Here is a 17902-nt window from a genome sequence, read left to right on the forward strand (position 1 = left end):
CTTCATGCCGGCTGGTCTCATTTTCTTAAACATCCGGTTCCTTGGTCTGGGCAAATCCGCCCGGTCCCCGAGTTGATCGACTGCATTCGTGCGTGAGTGCTGGCGCAGGTGTCGCTGGCTGGTTCTCGTACAGGTATCGTTTGACTCTTGTGATTCATGGCGCGAGGGCGCCGCTGGAGACTGATTGCATGGCAACGATCAACCAACTCGTCCGGAAGCCCCGCAAGCGGAACGTGGCGAAGACCAATGTGCCTGCCCTGGAGGCATGTCCGCAGCGTCGCGGCGTCTGTACGCGCGTCTATACCACCACTCCGAAGAAGCCGAACTCGGCTCTGCGGAAAGTCGCCCGTGTGCGTCTGACCAATGGCTTTGAGGTCGCCTCCTACATCGGTGGTGAGGGGCATAACCTCCAGGAGCACTCGGTGGTGCTGATCCGTGGTGGGCGCGTCAAGGACTTGCCGGGCGTGCGTTATCACACAATTCGCGGCACGCTGGATACTTCGGGTGTCGAGAAGCGGCGTCAGGGTCGTTCCAAGTACGGCGCCAAGCGTCCGAAGAAATAATTGTGCGCTTGAAGCGATCAAGCGCCAAATTCAGGTTGGAGTCTTAGAGCATGCCAAGAAGACGCGTTGCCGCCCGTCGCCAGATCCTCCCGGATCCCAAGCACGGAAGCGAGTTGTTGACGAAATTCATCAACATGATGATGGAGGACGGCAAAAAGTCCGTTGCTGAGCGGATTATTTATACCGCCCTTGATCAGGCTGCCGACAAGAAAGGCGGCAAGCCCGTCGAGCTGCTTGAGCAGGCGATGGAGAATGTGCGTCCGGCGGTCGAGGTGAAATCCCGCCGTGTGGGCGGTGCGACCTATCAGGTTCCTGTCGAGGTGCGTCCCGCGCGCCGGAATTCGCTGGCCATGCGCTGGCTGATTGATGCCGCGCGCAAGCGTTCGGAAAAATCCATGGCGCAGCGTCTCGCTGGCGAGCTGATGGATGCGGCGGATTCGCGCGGCTCGGCAGTCAAGAAGAAAGAAGACACGCACCGTATGGCGGAAGCCAACAAGGCGTTCTCGCATTATCGCTGGTAGTTTTTGGTTCAGCGTTCTTTAGTTTCACAGGGCGGATTCAGTCGTGGCACGTAGCACACCAATCGAGCGGTATCGCAACCTTGGCATCATGGCGCACATTGATGCCGGGAAGACCACTACGACGGAGCGTATCCTGTTCTACACAGGCGTTTCCCATAAGATTGGCGAAGTGCACGATGGCGCGGCCACCATGGACTGGATGGAGCAGGAGCAGGAGCGTGGGATTACCATCACCTCCGCAGCGACCACCTGTTTCTGGAAAGGCATGAGCCGCCAGCGTCCTGAGCATCGCATCAATATCATCGACACCCCCGGCCACGTCGATTTCACAATCGAAGTGGAGCGCTCGCTGCGGGTGCTGGATGGTGCCTGCGCGGTCTTCTGTGCCGTGGGCGGAGTCGAGCCGCAGTCCGAGACCGTCTGGCGTCAGGCTGACAAGTACGGTGTTCCCCGTCTGGCGTTCGTCAATAAGATGGACCGCATGGGGGCCAACTTCTTCCGTGTCGTGCAGCAGGTCAAGGATCGGCTTGGCGGCAATGCTGTGCCCATTCAGGTGCCGATCGGCGCCGAAGAGGATTTCAAGGGTGTCGTCGATCTGATCCAGATGAAGGCTGTCTACTGGGACGAAGCCTCGCGCGGCATGGAGTACGAATTACGCGATATTCCGGCAGATCTCCTCGATCTTTGTGAGGAATGGCGCGAGAAGATGGTCGAGGCGGCGGCTGAGGCCAATGAAGCCTTCATGGAGAAATACCTTGAGGGTGAGTCGCTGACCGAAGACGAGATCAAGACCGGTCTGCGTGCGCGTACCCTCAAGAGCGAAATTGTCCCCATGATGTGCGGGTCAGCGTTCAAGAACAAGGGCGTGCAGGCCATGCTCGACGCCGTCATCGATTACATGCCGTCGCCGGTGGACGTGACCGCCATCAAGGGTATTCTGGACGATAAGGATGAGACCGAGGCCGAGCGGCCTGCATCCGATGATGTGCCTTTTGCTGCGTTGGCGTTCAAGATTGCGACCGACCCCTTTGTCGGAACCCTGACCTTTTTCCGGGTCTATTCTGGCGTGCTGAAATCGGGCGATACACTCTATAACCCGGTCAAATGTCGGAAAGAGCGCATCGGGCGTATTTTGCAGATGCATGCGAATGAGCGTCAGGAAATCAAAGAGGTCCATGCTGGCGATATCGCCGCAGCGGTCGGTCTGAAGGATGTCACCACTGGTGACACCCTCTGCGATCTGAATAACATCATCACGCTTGAACGTATGGAGTTCCCCGAGCCGGTCATTTCGGTGGCGGTCGAGCCCAAGACCAAGAGCGACCAGGAAAAGATGGGCATTGCGCTTTCAAAGCTGGCCCAGGAAGACCCTTCGTTCCGTGTGCATACCGACGAAGAGTCGGGGCAGACCATCATTTCCGGCATGGGCGAGCTGCATCTGGAAATCATCGTTGATCGCATGCGTCGCGAGTTCAAGGTCGAGGCCAATGTGGGCGCGCCCCAGGTCAGCTATCGCGAGACCATTCGCTCGACGGTGCAGCAGGAAACCAAGTTCGCCCGTCAGTCCGGTGGTCGCGGTCAGTATGGTCATGTCTATATCAAGGTCGAGCCGCAGGAAGCGGGTGTCGGCTATGAATTCGTCAATGGCATCGTCGGCGGTACCGTGCCGAAGGAATATATTCCGGCAGTGGATAAAGGCATTCAGGAAGCCATGAAAAATGGTATCCTGGCCGGCTTCCCGATGGTGGATATCAAGGTCACGCTCTACGACGGCTCCTATCACGAAGTCGATTCGAGCGAAATGGCTTTCAAGATCGCAGGCTCCATGGCGATCAAGGAGGCGGCGGCCAAGGCGCGGCCCGTGTTGCTGGAACCCATCATGAAGGTCGAGGTCGTGACGCCCGAGGTGAATATGGGCGATGTCATGGGCGATCTGAACAGTCGGCGCGGCATGATCCATGGAATGGAAGATGCGCCGTCCGGCAAGGTCATTCGTGCCGAGGTTCCGCTGTCGGAGATGTTCGGTTATGCAACCGACCTCCGGTCGGCGACTCAGGGTCGCGCGACCTACAGCATGGAGTTCAGCAAATACAACGAGGTGCCCGCCAGCATTGCCGAAGCGGTCTCCAAGAAACAGTAACGATTAGGGGTAGAGCGGGATGTCCAAAGAAAAATTTCAACGTAGCAAGCCGCACGTCAACGTCGGCACGATTGGCCACGTCGATCACGGCAAGACCACGCTGACGGCGGCGATCACCACGCATCAGGCGAAGAAGTTTGGCGGCGAAGCGCGTGCTTACGACCAGATTGACAACGCCCCGGAAGAGCGCGAGCGCGGCATCACCATTGCCACCGCGCACGTTGAATACGAGACGACCAAGCGTCACTACGCCCACGTCGATTGCCCCGGTCACGCTGACTATGTGAAAAACATGATCACCGGCGCCGCGCAGATGGACGGTGGCATTCTGGTGGTTTCCGCCGCTGACGGCCCCATGCCCCAGACCCGCGAGCACATCCTGCTCTCGCGTCAGGTTGGCGTGCCCTACATCGTCGTCTATCTCAACAAGGCCGACATGCTCGACGACCCCGAGCTGCTCGAACTGGTCGAGATGGAAGTGCGTGAACTGCTGTCCAAATACGACTTCCCCGGCGACGACACCCCCATCGTCACCGGCTCCGCCAAGCTCGCGCTTGAAGGTGTGGACTCCGAGATCGGCACCCAGTCCATCGACAAGCTGATGGATGCCCTTGACAGCTACATCCCCGAGCCCGAGCGTGCCATTGACGGCGCTTTCCTGATGCCCATTGAAGACGTCTTCTCCATCTCCGGACGCGGCACCGTCGTCACCGGACGCATCGAGCGCGGCATCATCAAGGTCGGTGAAGAAGTGGAAATCGTCGGCATCAAAGACACCGTCAAGACCACCTGCACCGGCGTCGAAATGTTCCGCAAACTGCTCGATCAGGGTCAGGCCGGCGACAACGTCGGCGTCCTCCTGCGCGGCACCAAGCGCGAAGACGTCGAACGCGGGCAGGTGCTGGCCAAGCCCAAGTCCATCAACCCGCATACCCACTTCGAGGCTGAAGTGTACGTGCTGAGCAAGGACGAGGGTGGTCGTCACACCCCCTTCTTCAACGGCTACCGCCCCCAGTTCTACTTCCGCACCACTGACGTCACCGGCGCCTGTGAGCTGCCCGAAGGGATCGAAATGGTCATGCCTGGCGACAACGTCAAAATGATCATCAAACTGATCGCCCCGATCGCCATGGAAGAAGGGCTGCGGTTTGCCGTCCGCGAAGGCGGTCGCACCGTCGGCGCCGGTGTCGTTGCGAAGATTATCGAGTAAGGATATGAGCAGTCAAAGAATCCGCATTCGATTGAAGGCGTTCGATCATCGTTTGATCGATCAGTCCGCGCGTGAAATCGTCGATACCGCCAAGCGCACCGGCGCTCAGGTGCGGGGTCCGGTGCCGCTGCCTTCCAAGAAGGAACGCTTCACGATCCTGGTGTCGCCGCACGTCAACAAAGACGCGCGCGACCAGTACGAGCTGCGGACACACAAACGCCTGATGGATATCGTCGACCCCACGGACAAGACGGTCGATGCGCTAATGAAACTGGATCTGGCCGCGGGCGTCGACGTCCAGATCAAGCTGAGCTGAGGACGAGACGATGACGATCGGAGTTATCGGGCGCAAGGCCGGCATGACCCGCCTGTTCCAAGAAGACGGAGAGAGTATCCCCGTCACCGTGATCGAAGTGACGCCGAATCGCGTCAGCCAGGTCAAGTCCGCCGAGACCGATGGCTATCGCGCCATTCAGGTCGCCTTCGGGACGCGCCGCGCCTCGCGTGTGACCAAGCCGATGGCTGGTCATTATGCCAAGGCTGGCGTGGAAGCGGGCGAAGTGCTGCGCGAATTCCGTCTGGAAGGTGACGAAGGGGCTGAGATTCAGGTTGGTCAGGAGATCACGGTTTCCATCTTTGAGCCCGGCCAGAAAGTTGACGTGCGTGGCGTGACCAAGGGTCGTGGCTTTACCGGCGCGATTCGTCGGCATCATTTTTCCATGCAGGATGCGACACACGGTAACTCGCGTTCGCACCGCTCGGCGGGTTCGATCGGTCAGAATCAGACCCCCGGTCGCGTCTGGAAGGGTAAGAAGATGGCCGGTCACCTGGGCGCTGACAATCGTTGCCAGCAAAACCTTGAGGTCGTGCGCATCGATGCCGAACGCAACCTCCTGCTGGTCCGTGGCGGTGTGCCGGGACCGACTGGCGGGCGTTTAGTCGTGCTGCCGTCCGTGAAGCAAAAGAACAAAGGCTAAGCAGTCATGGAACTCGCCATTCGAAACCACACTGGAGCAGCCAGTGTGCAGGTTTCAGATGCCATCTTTGGCGTCGAATACAAACCCGGCCTGGTGCATCAGGTGGTAACCGCCTATCTGGCGGGCTCCCGCTCGGGCACCAAGGCGCAGAAAACACGCGCCGAAGTGTCCGGTGGCGGCGCCAAGCCGTGGCGCCAGAAGGGTACCGGTCGCGCTCGCGCTGGCAGCTCGCGGAGCCCCATCTGGCGTTCGGGTGGCGTGACCTTCGCTGCCAGACCACGCGATTACAGTCAGAAAGTCAACCGTAAGATGTATCGTGGCGCGGTGCGTTCGATCCTGTCTGAACTGGTGCGGACCGAGCGTCTGGTCGTGGTGCCTGAGCTGTCTTTGCCGGCACCCAAGACGAAGGAGCTCCTGGCGCTGTTGAAGACCTTTGCATTGCAGGATGTCCTGATCCTGACCGATGGTCTGGATGAGTCACTGTACCTGGCGGCCCGTAATCTGCCGCATGTCGATGTCATGTCGGCTCAGGAAGTCGATCCGGTGAGCATGGTGGCCTTTGACACCCTGCTCGCGACCGAGGCGGCGGTCAAGAAGCTTGAGGAGCGGTTGGCATGAACAATGAGCGTCTCATGAAGGTGCTGCTCGCGCCGGTCATCTCCGAGAAATCGTCCCGGATTGCTGAAGCCTCCGGTCAGTACACTTTTCGCGTGCTGACGGATGCCACTAAGCGTGAAGTGGCCCGTGCTGTCGAGCTTCTGTTCGAGGTCAAGGTCGATTGCGTTCAGGTGCTCAACGTCAAGGGCAAGCAGAAGCGCACCGGGCAGCGCCTGGGCAAGCGGCAGGACTGGCGCAAGGCTTATGTGCGCTTGCAGCCCGGTCAAGACATCGACTTCGGCGGCGGCGCGTGAGCGCGGCGGCGGACAGCAACGGATAGACCAAGATGCCAATCGTAAAGACCAAACCGACGTCACCTGGGCGTCGATTCGTCGTCAAGGTGACGACTCCGGAACTGCACAAGGGTGCCCCTTACGCACCCCTGATCGAAAAGAAGAGCAAGCATGGTGGACGCAACAACCAGGGTCGCATCACGGTGCGTCACCAGGGTGGCGGTCACAAGCAGCGTTATCGCATCGTCGATTTCAAGCGCAACAAGGAAGGCGTTCCGGCGACGGTCGAGCGATTGGAGTATGATCCAAACCGCTCCGCTCACATTGCCTTGCTGAAATATGCGGATGGCGAGTGGGCGTATATGATCGCGCCGAAGGGGCTCAAGGCCGGTGACAGCGTTCAGTCCGGTGAGGCGGCGCCGATTGCTGTCGGTAACTGCATGCCGCTGCGCAATATCCCCGTCGGCACCCAGATCCACTGTATTGAGATGCGTCCCGGCAAGGGCGCGCAGCTCGCCCGCTCGGCTGGTGCTTCGGCGCAGTTGGTGGCACGCGATACGGTCAGCGCGACCCTGCGTCTGCGTTCAGGTGAGATGCGCAAGGTTCATGCCGATTGCCGCGCTGTGATCGGCGAGGTCGGCAACAGCGAACATAGCCTGCGCAAGCTCGGCAAGGCCGGCGCGACCCGCTGGCGTGGCGTGCGTCCGACGGTTCGCGGTGTCGTCATGAATCCGGTGGATCACCCGCATGGCGGCGGCGAAGGCCGTACCTCCGGCGGTCGTCATCCGGTCACCCCCTGGGGTGTGCCGACCAAGGGTCATAAGACGCGCAAGAATAAGCGGACCGACGGCATGATCGTGCGTCGTCGCGGTCGCAAGTAAACAAGGCGAGGTTGAGCAAGTGCCACGTTCGATTCGAAAAGGACCCTTTGTGGACCACCACCTGATCAAAAAGGTGGAAGAAGCGGTTGCCCAAAACAGCAAGCGCCCGATCAAGACCTGGTCGCGCCGCTCCATGGTGCTGCCCGAAATGGTGGGCCTGACCATTGCGGTCCATAACGGGCGTCAGCACGTGCCGGTGCTCGTCAACGAAAACATGATCGGCCATAAGCTTGGTGAGTTTGCATTGACCCGCACCTATCGCGGGCATGCGGCCGACAAGAAGGCCAAGAAGCGCTAAGTCGGAGAGCCGCGGATGCAAGCCGAAGCAACACTGAAATACGCCCGGATCTCGGCCCAGAAGGCACGACTGGTCGCAGACCTGATTCGTGGCCGTCATGTCGAGGAGGCCATGAATACCCTGTCGTTCAGCACCAAGAAAGGCGCCGGACTCATCAAGGGCGTTCTGATGTCCGCCATCGCCAATGCCGAGCACAACGAGGGCGCCGATATTGACGAACTCAAGGTCGCGGCCATCCAGGTCAACGAAGGCCCGACCATGAAGCGGATCAGTCCGCGCGCCAAGGGCCGCGCGAACCGCATCATGAAACGCACCAGTCATATCACGTTGACTGTGGCCGAAGCCTAGGATCCAGGGGACCAGCATGGGACAGAAAGTTCATCCGAACGGTATCCGGCTTGGCATCGTCAAGGACTGGACATCCAAGTGGTACGCCAGTTCGAAAGATTATGCGAATCTGCTGAACACCGACCTTGAAGTGCGCGCCTTCCTGCGGAAGGAACTCGCCAAGGCGTCGGTCAGCCGGATTCAGATTGATCGGCCTGCCAAGAACGCGCACATCACCATTCATACGGCGCGTCCGGGTGTGGTGATTGGCAAGAAAGGCGAGGATATCGACAAGCTCCGCGCCAAGGTGTCCAAGATGATGGGCATCCCGGTGCACATCAGCATCGAAGAGATCCGCAAGCCGGAACTCGATGCGCAGCTGGTCGCCGAAGGCATTGCCCAGCAGCTTGAGCGCCGGATCATGTTTCGCCGCGCCATGAAGCGCTCGATTCAGAACACCATGCGACTCGGTGCCGAAGGCGTCCGGATCAATGTCGCGGGTCGTCTGAACGGCGCCGAAATTGCGCGCAGCGAATGGGCCCGCGAGGGTCGTGTGCCATTGCACACCCTGCGCGCCGATATCGACTACGGGTTTGCCGAGGCGAAGACCACCTATGGCATCCTCGGTGTCAAGGTCTGGATTTTCAAGGGTGAGGTGTTCGGCGATCAGCTCCCCGAAGAGCCGGCCCCGAAAACGGCCGGAAAGAAGGGTTAAGTCATGCTGCAACCGAAACGCACCAAATTCCGCAAGCAACACAAAGGTCGTAATCGCGGTCTGGCGCAGAGCGGCAACCGTGTCAGCTTCGGCGAGTTTGGCCTCAAGGCAACTGAGCGCGGACGTTTGACGGCCCGCCAGATTGAGGCCGCCCGTCGTGCCATTACCCGCAGCGTCAAGCGTGGTGGCAAGCTCTGGATCCGTGTCTTCCCTGATAAGCCGATCTCCAAGAAACCGCTCGAAGTGCGTATGGGTAAAGGCAAGGGCAACGTCGAGTACTGGGTCGCCCTGGTTCAGCCCGGCTTTGTGCTCTACGAGATTGAAGGTGTCACGGAAGAGTTGGCGCGCGAGGCGTTCGAACTGGCCGCCGCGAAACTGCCCATTCAAACCACCTTTGAAAAGCGGACGATTCTGTGATGAAGGCGAGTGAATTGAGAAAAAGCAGTCTCGATGAGCTGCAGAAGCAATTGATGGATCTGCTGCGGGAGCAGTTCAATCTGCGCATGCAGCGGGGAACCGGTCAGTTGTCCAAGCCTTCGCAGATGAAGGCCGGACGCCGGGATATTGCCCGGATCAAGACGGTCATGGCTGAGTTGAAGGCGGGCAGGAAATCATGAGCGACGAGAACAAGATCAACCGGACACTGGAAGGGCGTGTGACCAGCAGTGCCATGGACAAGACCGTGACCGTCCTCATTGAGCGCAAGGTCAAGCATCCGCTGTACGGCAAATTCATGCGTCGCTCGACCAAAATTCATGCGCATGACGAAACCAATAGCTGCGGCGAGGGTGATCTGGTTCGCGTCGAGCAGTGCCGTCCGCTTTCCAAGACCAAGACATGGCGTCTGCTCGAAATCATCGAGAAGGCGCGCTGAGGCGTTGGCCTCGACGTGTCGTCGGTGTTCGCCCGCATCCGCGCCCGGCGCGGTCATTCGCAGAGCAACCGGAGCGACTCCGGGATCAGCAACAAGCTTAGGTAAACGACAATGATTCAGATGCAGACCAATCTAAGCGTCGCCGACAACAGCGGCGCAAAGAGGGTGCAATGCATCAAAGTGCTTGGCGGGTCGCATCGGCGCTACGCGGGCATCGGCGATGTCATTAAGGTCTCGATTAAGGATGCCATTCCGCGCGGCAAGGTCAAGAAAGGCGATGTCTACAATGCGGTTGTGGTGCGGACCCGCAAGGGCGTGCGTCGCCCCGACGGCTCGCTGATTCGCTTTGACGGCAATGCCGCCGTGTTACTGAACAATCAGCTGCAACCGATCGGAACCCGTATTTTCGGACCCGTGACACGCGAGCTGCGGGGTGATCGCTTCATGAAAATCATCTCGCTGGCGCCGGAAGTGCTGTAAGGAGTCGATGTCATGCAAAAAATTAAAAAGGGTGATGATGTCATCGTCATTACCGGCAAAGATAAAGGCAAGCGTGGCACCGTGTTGAGGGTCGTCGATGAGAACCGTGTTCTTGTCGAGAATATCAACATCGCTCGCAAGCATCAAAAGGCGAATCCTCAGGCCGGCGAACCGGGCGGGATCATCGATAAGGCGATGCCGATTCAGGTGTCCAACGTGGCGCTTTTCAATCCGCAGAAAGGCGGAGCGGACCGGGTTGGTTTCAAGATCCTGGAAGACGGCCGCAAGGTTCGCGTGTTCAAGTCGAACGGCGAAGTCGTCGACCTCTGACCGAAGGAAGCGAAATGTCCAGATTACAGACAGAATATAAAGAGCGCATCGTCGGTCAACTCCAGGAACGCTTCGGCTTCAAGAGTGTGATGCAGGTGCCCCGGATCGAAAAAATCACCCTCAATATGGGGGTTGGCGAGGCGGTTGCCGACAAGAAAGTGATGGACCATGCCGTTGCCGATCTGCGCGCCATCGCCGGTCAGCAGCCGATCGTCACCTTTGCGCGCAAGTCGGTTGCCGGCTTTAAGATCCGTGAAGGCTGGCCGATCGGTTGCAAAGTGACCCTGCGTCGCGAGCGGATGTATGAATTCCTCGACCGTCTGGTCAGCATCGCGATCCCGCGTATTCGCGACTTCCGGGGTCTGAGCCCGAAGGCGTTCGATGGTCGTGGCAACTATTCGATGGGTGTGCGCGAGCAGATCATGTTCCCCGAGATCGATTACGACAAGATCGATACGCTGCGCGGTCTCGACATTACCATTACGACATCGGCGCGAACGGACGAAGAAGGTCGTGCGCTGCTCGAAGCCTTTAACTTTCCATTCCGGACCTGAGACAGCGGACCCGAGACAGACTATGGCGAAAAAGAGCATGATTGCGCGCGACCGTCAGCGCACCCAGATCGTAGCCCGGTTCAGCGCCAAGCGCGCGGCACTCAAGGCCGTGATCAATGACCGCAGCGCAAGCGCGGAACAGATCGATGAAGCGATGCAGAAGCTGCAAAAGCTCCCGCGTGACGCCAGTCCGTCACGGCAGCAGCGGCGCTGTCGGGTGAGCGGTCGTCCTCATGCGGTCTATCGCAAGTTCGGTCTGTCGCGCAACAAGTTGCGCGAGGCCGTGATGCGCGGAGATGTTCCGGGCGTCGTCAAGGCGAGCTGGTAATCTTGAGTCGTCAGTGATCGGTCTTCAGTCGTCAGGATCGCCGCTTGAGCGAGCGTCCTGGTGATTGCGGGAAATCCGGCTGTTCACGGACGACGAATCGCCCTTGTGCGCAAGAGACGCTGAAGCGGTCTTGCGGCGGCGGCACACCGAAGCGGTTGTCGATGATTGTTGCAAGGCGAATGGCGTGACCATCCGACTGACAACTGTCAACTGACAACTGCCAACTGAAATAAAGGGTATCGCGCCGCAAGGGCGGTCTGACCCACGGAGAAGCCAATGAGTATGTCGGATCCGATTGCGGATATGCTGACACGCATCCGCAACGGCCAGCAGCGCGGCAAGATCACGATTGTGATGCCGTCTTCCAAGCAAAAGGTGGCCATTGCCAATCTGCTGAAGGAAGAAGGCTACATCGCCGAAGCGACGGTCGAAGGCGAAGGTGCCAAGCCTGAACTGGTCATCAAGCTCAAATATTTCCGCGGCAAGCCCGTCATCGAATTCCTCAAGCGCGTCTCGCGTCCGGGGCTGCGCATCTATCGCAGCAAGGATGATCTGCCGAAGGTCTGGGCGGGACTTGGGATTGCGATCATCTCCACCTCGAAAGGTTTGATGACCGACCGCGCGGCCCGCCAGGCGGGCCACGGCGGCGAGATCATCGCCTACGTTGCTTAAAGAGGATACGGAGATGTCACGAGTCGCAAAAGCACCGATCACGGTGCCCAAGGGTGTCACGGTCGAAATCGTCGGTCAGGATGTCACGGTCAAGGGTGCCAAGGGTGCTCTCGCTTGGACAGTGCATCCAACCGTTGCCGTCTGTCAGGAAGCGGGCGAACTCAAGGTCGCGCCGGCTGACGGCCAAGATGGTGCCTGGGCCATGGCCGGCACCACCCGCGCACTGCTCAATAACATGGTGGTGGGTTGTGGGACGGGCTTCACCCGCAAGCTGACGCTGATTGGCGTCGGTTACCGCGCGCAGGCAAAGGGCGATGTCCTTAACCTGAGCCTGGGTTTTTCGCATCCGATCGATTATCCGGTGCCAGCGGGCATCGTGATCGAGACCCCGAGTCAGACCGAGATCCTTGTCACGGGTGCTGACAAGCAGCGTGTCGGTCAGGTCGCCTCGGAGATCCGGGGGTTCCGTCCGCCGGAGCCTTACAAGGGCAAGGGTGTTCGTTACGCGGACGAAAACGTCCTGCGTAAGGAAGCCAAGAAGAAATAAGGGGTCTCACACATGGATAAAAAACAGGCTCGTCTGCGCCGCGCGACGCGGGCCCGCGCCAAGATTCGGGAGTTGGGTGCCTATCGGCTGTGCATACACCGCACGCCGCGTCATACCTATGCCCAGATCATTGCTCCGACCGGCGACAAGGTCGTAGCCAGCGCCTCAACCGTTGAAAAGGCGCTCGCCCAGACGATTGAAGGCAACAAGGCCAACATCGTTGCTGCAAGCGTCATCGGCAAGGCCATCGCGGAACGCGCCCTGGCTGCCGGTGTTGAATCGGTGGCGTTTGACCGTTCCGGTTTCCGTTATCACGGTCGTCTCAAGGCGCTTGCCGACGCGGCGCGTGAGAACGGACTGAAATTCTAAGGGCTCGATCATGGCGAACTTCAATCCCAAGCCGGAAGGCGACGAACTTCTGGAAAAACTGGTGGCGGTCAATCGCGTCGCCAAGGTCGTCAAGGGTGGCCGCCAGTTCGGCTTTGCGGCCTTGACGGTGGTGGGTGACGGCAAGGGCCGGGTCGGCTTCGGTCGTGGCAAGGCGCGCGAAGTGCCGATTGCGATCCAGAAGGCGATGGAAAACGCCCGCAAGAACATGATCGATGTCAAGCTCAATGGCACGACCCTGCAATACCCGCTGAATGGCCGGCATGGCGCAGCCAAGGTCTTCATGCAGCCGGCCTCTGAAGGTACCGGCATCATTGCGGGCGGCGCCATGCGCGCTGTGTTCGAGGTGCTCGGCGTGCAGAACGTGCTGGCCAAGTGCATCGGCACCAACAACCCGATCAACGTCGTGCGTGCAACGGTTCAGGGGCTGCGCGAAATGAACGATCCGCAGACCATCGCTGCCAAGCGCGGGAAAACCGTCGAACAGATTCTGGGGTAAGCGATGTCTGACAAAAAGATGATGAAGGTGAAGCTGGTGCGCAGCTTCAACGGTCGCCTGGAAAAGCACAAGGCTTGCGTGCGTGGACTCGGTTTGCGCCGGATGCACCAGGTCGTGGAAGTTGAAGATACGCCCTGTACGCGCGGCATGGTCAACGCCGTTTCTTACATGGTTAAGGTTGTGGAGGAGTCCTCAGATGCGGCTCAATGATCTGAAACCCGATGCGGGCAGCCGTCCCGTCGCCAAGCGGGTCGGACGTGGCATCGGCAGCGGGCTCGGCAAGACCTGCGGTCGCGGTCACAAGGGCCAGAAGTCGCGCAAGGGCGGTTTCCACAAGGTCGGCTTCGAGGGCGGTCAGATGCCGCTCCAGCGTCGTTTGCCCAAGGTCGGCTTCCGTTCGCGCAAATCGCTGGAACGCGCCGAAGTGCGTCTGAGCGAACTCGCCCGTATCGAAGGCGACAGTGTCGATCTGGTGACGCTGATGGCGGCCGGGATCATCAATCGCAGCATCAAGACCGCCAAAATCATCGCTTCCGGCGAGCTGGCGCGCGCCTTGACGGTGCGTGGCGTGGGCGTCACCAAAGGTGCGCGTGCGGCGATCGAAGCAGCCGGCGGCAAAGTCGAAGACTAACCAACAGGCGCGAAACGGATGGCCAAAAACGTCGGATCCATGGGTAAGGCGCTCGGCGGGATGGGGCGGCTGACAGAGTTGCGGCAGCGCCTGCTGTTCGTGCTGGGTGCCCTGCTCGTCTACCGGATCGGTACCTTTATCCCGGTCCCGGGGGTGAACCCGGAGGCGCTCGCCATCCTGTTCGACCAGAATCAGGGGTCGATCCTGGACATGTTCAACATGTTCTCGGGCGGCGCCTTGGAGCGGGCGAGTCTCTTTGCGCTGGGTGTCATGCCTTATATTTCGGCATCCATCATCGTGCAGTTGATGACCTCCGTGGTGCCTCAGCTTGAGCAGTTGAAGAAAGAGGGTGAAGCGGGGCGTCGCAAGATCACCCAGTACACTCGCTATGGCACGGTGGTGCTTGCGACCTTCCAGGCCATCGGTATTTCGATGGCGCTGCAGGGGCAGACGGCTGGTGGTTCAGCACTGGTAACGCATGCAGGTGTCGGTTTTGTCTTCACGGCTGCCGTGTCGCTGGTGACGGGCACCATGTTCCTGATGTGGCTCGGCGAACAGATTACCGAGCGGGGCATCGGCAACGGCATTTCCATGATCATCTTCTCTGGCATCGTGGCCGGTTTGCCGGGCGCTTTGGGCGGGACACTGGAACTGGCCCGAACCGGTGAGATGAATTCACTGGCGGTGCTGGCGCTGTTTGCAATGGCCCTTGCAGTCACGGCCTTCGTGGTGTTTGTCGAACGTGGACAGCGGCGGATCACCGTCAACTATGCGCGTCGTCAGCAGGGGCGCAAGATGATGCAGGCGCAGAGTACCCATTTGCCGCTGAAGCTCAATATGGCGGGCGTCATCCCTCCCATCTTTGCGTCGAGTATTCTGTTGTTTCCGGGTACGCTTGGTCAGTGGTTCGGCAGTAATGAGGATTTTCGCTGGATCGCAAATATTACGTCGAAGCTGGCGCCAGGGGAGCCTGTATATGTAATCCTCTATACCGTCGCCATCGTTTTCTTCTGCTTTTTTTACACCTCGATGGTGTTCAATCCGAAGGAGACGGCGGACAATCTCAAACGCTCGGGCGCCTTTATTCCGGGCATCCGGCCTGGCGAGCAGACGGCGCGCTATATCGACAGCGTCATGACCCGCCTGACTGGCGCAGGCGCTATCTACATTACGCTGGTCTGTCTGCTGCCGGAGTTTTTGATTGTCGGTTACAACGTGCCTTTCTATTTTGGGGGCACTTCTCTGCTCATCGTGGTCGTCGTGGTCATGGACTTCATGGCCCAGGTTCAGGCCCATTTGATGTCGCATCAATACGAAGGTCTGATGAAAAAGGCCAACCTGAAGTCGCCGGGCGCCGGCATGTTGCGCTAACGGGCGCTCGAGTCTTAAGGAGACAACAATGAAAGTGCGTGCATCAGTCAAGAAATTGTGCAGAAACTGCAAAATCATCCGGCGGAATGGAACGGTACGGGTTATCTGTACGGATCCACGCCACAAACAGCGTCAAGGTTAATCCAGTCGTTGGTTGACCTGAATGAACCGTTTGATATACTGCGCGGTTTACCCGCTGAGCATTTAGGACTAAGGGGTTCGTAAACTATGGCCCGTATCGCCGGCGTCAATATCCCAGATAAAAAGCACGCTGTAATCGCCCTGACGGCGATCTATGGCATTGGCCGCACCACTGCAGGCCAGATTTGCGACGCGGCAGGCATCCCGCGTGAGACCAAGATGCAGAAACTCACGGAAGAAGAAGTCGATAGGCTTCGCAATGAAGTTGCGAAATTCACGGTTGAGGGCGATCTGCGCCGTGAAGTCTCGATGAATATCAAACGCCTGATGGATCTGGGCTGCTATCGCGGTATCCGTCACCGTCGCGGTCTGCCGCTGCGTGGTCAGCGTACCCGCACTAATGCCCGGACCCGTAAGGGGCCGCGTCGTCCGATCAAACGCTAAAAGCGCTCGCGCGCAGCAGACAGGCTGGATAATGTCGAATGGCTAAACCGATTCGCAACACGAAAAAGAAGGTCAAGAAACAGGTCGCGGACGGGGTTGCCCACGTCCACGCCTCCTTCAACAACACCATTATCACCATCACTGACCGGCAGGGTAACACCCTGTCCTGGGCGACTTCCGGGGGGTCCGGTTTCCGGGGCTCGCGCAAGAGCACGCCCTTTGCGGCTCAGGTGGCGGCGGACAAGGCCGGTCAGGCCGTCAAGGAATTTGGTTTGCGCAACCTGGATGTGAATATCAAAGGTCCGGGGCCAGGGCGTGAGTCTGCCGTGCGTGCGCTCAACAACGCCGGCTTCAAGATCACCAGCATCACCGACGTGACGCCGATCCCGCATAACGGCTGCCGTCCGCCTAAAAAGCGGCGCGTCTGACAGAGCAACAGGAAGAAACATGGCACGTTACACAGGCCCAACCTGCAAGCTGGCGCGTCGCGAAGGCACGGATCTCTCGCTGAAGAGCCGCGCGCGCGCTTTGGATACCAAGTGCAACCTGGAGAAGCAGCCGGGTCAGACGACCGACCGTCGTCGTCGGCTCTCCGACTATGGTGTGCAGTTGCGCGAAAAGCAGAAAGTACGCCGGATCTACGGCTTGCTGGAAAAGCAGTTCCGCAATTATTACAAGAAAGCCGCTCAGTCCAAGGGCGCAACGGGTGAAAACCTGCTTCAGCTCCTGGAGCGTCGGCTGGACAATGTGGTGTTCCGCATGGGTTTCGGCGCGACACGCGCGGAAGCGCGCCAGTTGGTGAGCCACAAAAGCATTCTCGTCAATGGGCGGGTGGTCAACATCGCTTCCTATCAGGTGAGCGCCGATGATCATGTCGAAGTGCGCGAGCCCGCTAAAAAGCAGGTGCGGATCCAGAATGCGCTGGCGTTGGCCGAACAGTACGGATTTCCGGACTGGGTCGAGGTCGATAGCAAGGGTCTGAAAGGCGTCTTCAAGCGTGTTCCGGATCGTTCCGATCTGCCGGCCGACATCAACGAATCGCTGATCGTCGAGTTGTACTCCAAGTAAGGAGTTTTCTGAGAGGCACTGAATGACTGACGCTATTGGCGAATTTCTCAAGCCGCGCATCGTAAAGGTCGAGTTTGTCAACGGCAGCTCGAACCATGCCAAAGTCTCGCTGGAGCCACTTGAGCGCGGTTTCGGGCACACGCTTGGGAACGCACTTCGCCGGATTTTGCTGTCTTCGATGGACGGTTATGCCGTAACGGAAGTCGAAATGCAGGGTGTTCTCCATGAGTACACCACGCTCGCTGGCGTCCAGGAAGACGTTCTCGAAATCCTGCTGAATCTCAAGCAGTTGGCGATTTCGTTGAAAGGCAAGGATGAGGCGACCTTCACCTTGAGCAAGAGCGGTCCCGGCCCGGTGACGGCGGCGGATATCGCCATCGACCACACGGCTGAGATCGCCAACCCCGAGCTGGTGATTGCCAACCTGACCGAAGGCGAGCTGAGCATGGCGCTGACCATTCGTCGTGGTCGCGGTTATGAACCGGCCACGCAGCGCGAGCTTGAGGACACGGAAGACCGCCCGATTGGCAAATTGCCGATCGATGCCTCTTACAGTCCGGTGCGCCGGGTGGCGATTGAGGTCCAGTCCGCCCGTGTCGAACAGCGTACTGACCTGGATCGGCTGGTGATCGATCTGGAGACCAATGGCACCATTGATCCCAAAGAGGCGATTCAGCGCTCGGCGGCGATCCTGCGTGACCAGTTGTCCAGCTTCGTTGCCCTGGAAGGCACCGTGCCTTCGGATCATCAGGTTCTGGAGACCCGCGACGAATCGCCTTACGATCCGATTCTGCTGCGCCCGGTGGATGATCTTGAGCTGACGGTACGCTCGGCCAACTGTCTGAAGGCGGAAAACATTTATCTGATCGGCGACCTGATCCAGCGCACCGAAGTGGAGCTGCTGAAAACTCCGAATCTGGGCAAGAAGTCGCTCACCGAGATCAAGGACGTGCTGGCCACACGCGGTCTGTCGTTGGGCATGCGTCTTGAGAACTGGCCGCCGGAAAACATCGCCGAACTCAGTATTCGCTAGCGGCGCTGGTTGCGGACCCCG

At 59.3% G+C, this 17902-nt stretch carries 31 protein-coding genes; all 31 read left to right on the forward strand.

Annotation, left to right across the window (positions count from 1 at the left end; translation table 11 throughout):
* Positions 1-188 precede the first annotated feature (188 nt).
* Complete coding sequence (gene rpsL, locus EDC35_RS11345) at positions 189-563, forward strand: 30S ribosomal protein S12 (protein WP_132977361.1); 375 nt, start codon at positions 189-191, stop codon at positions 561-563.
* 50 nt (positions 564-613) lie between these two features.
* Positions 614-1084 (forward strand): 30S ribosomal protein S7, encoded by a 471-nt coding sequence (rpsG, locus tag EDC35_RS11350; RefSeq protein ID WP_132977362.1) that lies wholly within the window; start codon positions 614-616, stop codon positions 1082-1084.
* A 43-nt stretch (positions 1085-1127) separates the two neighbouring features.
* On the forward strand, positions 1128-3224 hold the full coding sequence (fusA, locus tag EDC35_RS11355) for an elongation factor G (protein WP_132977363.1): 2097 nt from the start codon (positions 1128-1130) through the stop codon (positions 3222-3224).
* 19 nt (positions 3225-3243) lie between these two features.
* Positions 3244-4434, forward strand: coding sequence for an elongation factor Tu (gene tuf, locus EDC35_RS11360; protein WP_132977364.1), 1191 nt, complete (start codon positions 3244-3246; stop codon positions 4432-4434).
* Between the two features lie 4 nt (positions 4435-4438).
* Entirely contained in the window at positions 4439-4750 is a 312-nt protein-coding gene (gene rpsJ / locus EDC35_RS11365; protein WP_132977365.1) for a 30S ribosomal protein S10, read from the forward strand.
* A gap of 10 nt (positions 4751-4760) precedes the next feature.
* Positions 4761-5411, forward strand: a complete 651-nt coding sequence (rplC, locus tag EDC35_RS11370) for a 50S ribosomal protein L3 (protein WP_132977366.1) — start codon at positions 4761-4763, stop codon at positions 5409-5411.
* 6 nt (positions 5412-5417) lie between these two features.
* A complete protein-coding gene (gene rplD, locus EDC35_RS11375) occupies positions 5418-6029 on the forward strand; it encodes a 50S ribosomal protein L4 (protein ID WP_132977367.1) in 612 nt (203 codons plus the stop codon).
* A complete protein-coding gene (gene rplW / locus EDC35_RS11380; RefSeq protein WP_132977368.1) occupies positions 6026-6322 on the forward strand; it encodes a 50S ribosomal protein L23 in 297 nt (98 codons plus the stop codon). The genes rplD and rplW overlap by 4 nt, the downstream gene beginning before the upstream one ends.
* 32 nt (positions 6323-6354) lie before the next feature.
* Positions 6355-7182: a 50S ribosomal protein L2 gene (rplB, locus tag EDC35_RS11385; protein ID WP_132977369.1), complete on the forward strand. Its 828-nt coding sequence runs from the start codon at positions 6355-6357 to the stop codon at positions 7180-7182.
* 19 nt (positions 7183-7201) lie between these two features.
* A complete protein-coding gene (gene rpsS / locus EDC35_RS11390) occupies positions 7202-7480 on the forward strand; it encodes a 30S ribosomal protein S19 (RefSeq protein ID WP_012971548.1) in 279 nt (92 codons plus the stop codon).
* Positions 7481-7495: 15 nt separating this feature from the next.
* Positions 7496-7828: a 50S ribosomal protein L22 gene (rplV, locus tag EDC35_RS11395; RefSeq protein WP_132977370.1), complete on the forward strand. Its 333-nt coding sequence runs from the start codon at positions 7496-7498 to the stop codon at positions 7826-7828.
* 16 nt (positions 7829-7844) lie between these two features.
* Entirely contained in the window at positions 7845-8522 is a 678-nt protein-coding gene (rpsC, locus tag EDC35_RS11400) for a 30S ribosomal protein S3 (RefSeq protein WP_132977371.1), read from the forward strand.
* A 3-nt stretch (positions 8523-8525) separates the two neighbouring features.
* Positions 8526-8939 (forward strand): 50S ribosomal protein L16, encoded by a 414-nt coding sequence (gene rplP, locus EDC35_RS11405; RefSeq protein ID WP_132977372.1) that lies wholly within the window; start codon positions 8526-8528, stop codon positions 8937-8939.
* Positions 8939-9139 carry a 50S ribosomal protein L29 gene (gene rpmC / locus EDC35_RS11410; RefSeq protein ID WP_132977373.1) on the forward strand — a complete coding sequence of 67 codons (201 nt, stop codon included), beginning with the start codon at positions 8939-8941 and terminating at the stop codon, positions 9137-9139. Before rplP ends, rpmC begins: the two co-directional genes overlap by 1 nt.
* The gene (gene rpsQ, locus EDC35_RS11415) at positions 9136-9396 is read left to right on the forward strand and encodes a 30S ribosomal protein S17 (protein WP_132977374.1); all 261 of its coding nucleotides are present in this window, start codon (positions 9136-9138) and stop codon (positions 9394-9396) included. Before rpmC ends, rpsQ begins: the two co-directional genes overlap by 4 nt.
* A 111-nt stretch (positions 9397-9507) precedes the next feature.
* Entirely contained in the window at positions 9508-9876 is a 369-nt protein-coding gene (gene rplN / locus EDC35_RS11420) for a 50S ribosomal protein L14 (RefSeq protein ID WP_132977375.1), read from the forward strand.
* A gap of 12 nt (positions 9877-9888) precedes the next feature.
* The gene (gene rplX, locus EDC35_RS11425; protein ID WP_132977376.1) at positions 9889-10206 is read left to right on the forward strand and encodes a 50S ribosomal protein L24; all 318 of its coding nucleotides are present in this window, start codon (positions 9889-9891) and stop codon (positions 10204-10206) included.
* 14 nt (positions 10207-10220) lie between these two features.
* Entirely contained in the window at positions 10221-10760 is a 540-nt protein-coding gene (rplE, locus tag EDC35_RS11430) for a 50S ribosomal protein L5 (RefSeq protein WP_132977377.1), read from the forward strand.
* 22 nt (positions 10761-10782) lie between these two features.
* The gene (gene rpsN, locus EDC35_RS11435) at positions 10783-11088 is read left to right on the forward strand and encodes a 30S ribosomal protein S14 (protein ID WP_132977378.1); all 306 of its coding nucleotides are present in this window, start codon (positions 10783-10785) and stop codon (positions 11086-11088) included.
* A gap of 276 nt (positions 11089-11364) precedes the next feature.
* The gene (rpsH, locus tag EDC35_RS11440; protein WP_132977379.1) at positions 11365-11760 is read left to right on the forward strand and encodes a 30S ribosomal protein S8; all 396 of its coding nucleotides are present in this window, start codon (positions 11365-11367) and stop codon (positions 11758-11760) included.
* A gap of 13 nt (positions 11761-11773) precedes the next feature.
* On the forward strand, positions 11774-12307 hold the full coding sequence (rplF, locus tag EDC35_RS11445) for a 50S ribosomal protein L6 (protein ID WP_132977380.1): 534 nt from the start codon (positions 11774-11776) through the stop codon (positions 12305-12307).
* 12 nt (positions 12308-12319) lie between these two features.
* Positions 12320-12676 carry a 50S ribosomal protein L18 gene (gene rplR / locus EDC35_RS11450; protein WP_132977381.1) on the forward strand — a complete coding sequence of 119 codons (357 nt, stop codon included), beginning with the start codon at positions 12320-12322 and terminating at the stop codon, positions 12674-12676.
* Positions 12677-12686: 10 nt separating this feature from the next.
* Complete coding sequence (gene rpsE, locus EDC35_RS11455) at positions 12687-13193, forward strand: 30S ribosomal protein S5 (RefSeq protein WP_132977382.1); 507 nt, start codon at positions 12687-12689, stop codon at positions 13191-13193.
* Between the two features lie 3 nt (positions 13194-13196).
* Entirely contained in the window at positions 13197-13403 is a 207-nt protein-coding gene (gene rpmD / locus EDC35_RS11460; protein WP_132977383.1) for a 50S ribosomal protein L30, read from the forward strand.
* The gene (rplO, locus tag EDC35_RS11465) at positions 13390-13824 is read left to right on the forward strand and encodes a 50S ribosomal protein L15 (RefSeq protein WP_132977384.1); all 435 of its coding nucleotides are present in this window, start codon (positions 13390-13392) and stop codon (positions 13822-13824) included. Before rpmD ends, rplO begins: the two co-directional genes overlap by 14 nt.
* Before the next feature lie 18 nt (positions 13825-13842).
* Positions 13843-15195: a preprotein translocase subunit SecY gene (secY, locus tag EDC35_RS11470; protein ID WP_132977385.1), complete on the forward strand. Its 1353-nt coding sequence runs from the start codon at positions 13843-13845 to the stop codon at positions 15193-15195.
* 28 nt (positions 15196-15223) lie between these two features.
* Positions 15224-15337: a 50S ribosomal protein L36 gene (gene rpmJ, locus EDC35_RS11475; protein ID WP_132977386.1), complete on the forward strand. Its 114-nt coding sequence runs from the start codon at positions 15224-15226 to the stop codon at positions 15335-15337.
* Positions 15338-15423: 86 nt separating this feature from the next.
* Positions 15424-15780, forward strand: a complete 357-nt coding sequence (gene rpsM / locus EDC35_RS11480) for a 30S ribosomal protein S13 (protein ID WP_132977387.1) — start codon at positions 15424-15426, stop codon at positions 15778-15780.
* Between the two features lie 38 nt (positions 15781-15818).
* On the forward strand, positions 15819-16208 hold the full coding sequence (rpsK, locus tag EDC35_RS11485; protein WP_132977388.1) for a 30S ribosomal protein S11: 390 nt from the start codon (positions 15819-15821) through the stop codon (positions 16206-16208).
* Positions 16209-16227: 19 nt separating this feature from the next.
* Positions 16228-16848 (forward strand): 30S ribosomal protein S4, encoded by a 621-nt coding sequence (gene rpsD / locus EDC35_RS11490; protein WP_132977389.1) that lies wholly within the window; start codon positions 16228-16230, stop codon positions 16846-16848.
* A gap of 22 nt (positions 16849-16870) precedes the next feature.
* Positions 16871-17881 (forward strand): DNA-directed RNA polymerase subunit alpha, encoded by a 1011-nt coding sequence (locus tag EDC35_RS11495; protein WP_207896195.1) that lies wholly within the window; start codon positions 16871-16873, stop codon positions 17879-17881.
* The last annotated feature ends 21 nt before the right edge of the window (positions 17882-17902 follow it).

This window comes from Thiobaca trueperi (assembly GCF_004342175.1).
In the GTDB taxonomy this organism is placed as follows: domain Bacteria; phylum Pseudomonadota; class Gammaproteobacteria; order Chromatiales; family Chromatiaceae; genus Thiobaca; species Thiobaca trueperi.